Source organism: Streptomyces sparsus (assembly GCF_054776295.1).
This window is the reverse complement of sequence record NZ_BAAHCA010001704.1, coordinates 1-556: the sequence shown is the minus strand read 5'-3', so window position 1 is coordinate 556 and position 556 is coordinate 1. Positions and strand designations below refer to the sequence as shown.

At 74.6% G+C, this 556-nt stretch carries 1 protein-coding gene; it reads left to right on the top strand.

Annotated elements, in window-relative coordinates:
* Positions 1-521 (top strand): VOC family protein (locus tag ACYVE9_RS30405; RefSeq protein ID WP_461031067.1); only part of this gene is annotated, 521 nt, incomplete at its 5' end.
* Positions 522-556: the final 35 nt, after the last annotated feature.

The window sequence follows — 556 nt, the reverse complement described above, 5'->3', positions numbered from 1 at the left end:
GGATCGGTGACGCCGGCGGCAAGGCGCTGCTGGAGCCGACGCCGATCGGCACGGACGGCACCCTGCTGGTCGCCGCCGACCCCGGCGGCACCGCGTTCGGCGCCTGGCAGGCGGCCGGCCACGCCGGCTTCGAGATCCAGGGCGAGCACGGCAGCTTCTTCTGGCCGGAGGTCTACACCCGCGCCAAGGGCGACGTGGACCCGTTCTACGAGAAGGCCCTGGGCTACTCCGCCCAGCAGGTGTCGGACGACGCGGCCTTCGACTTCGCCGTGTACACCCTGCCCGGCAACCCGGCGCCGGTCGTGGGACGGCTCCAGATGGGCGAGCACTTCCCGGCCGAGATGCCCGCGCACATGCTGGTGTACTTCCGCGTGGACGACTGCGACGCGGCGGTCGCCGCGGTGCGCCGGCTGGGCGGCAGCGTCGAACGCGAGCCCACCGACACGCCGTTCGGGCGTTCCGCGCTGGTCGCCGACGACCAGGGCGCGAGGTTCGCGCTGATGGGCCCGACCGCCTCCTGACCCGCCGTCCGGGGCGGGACGACAGCCCAGGCGCG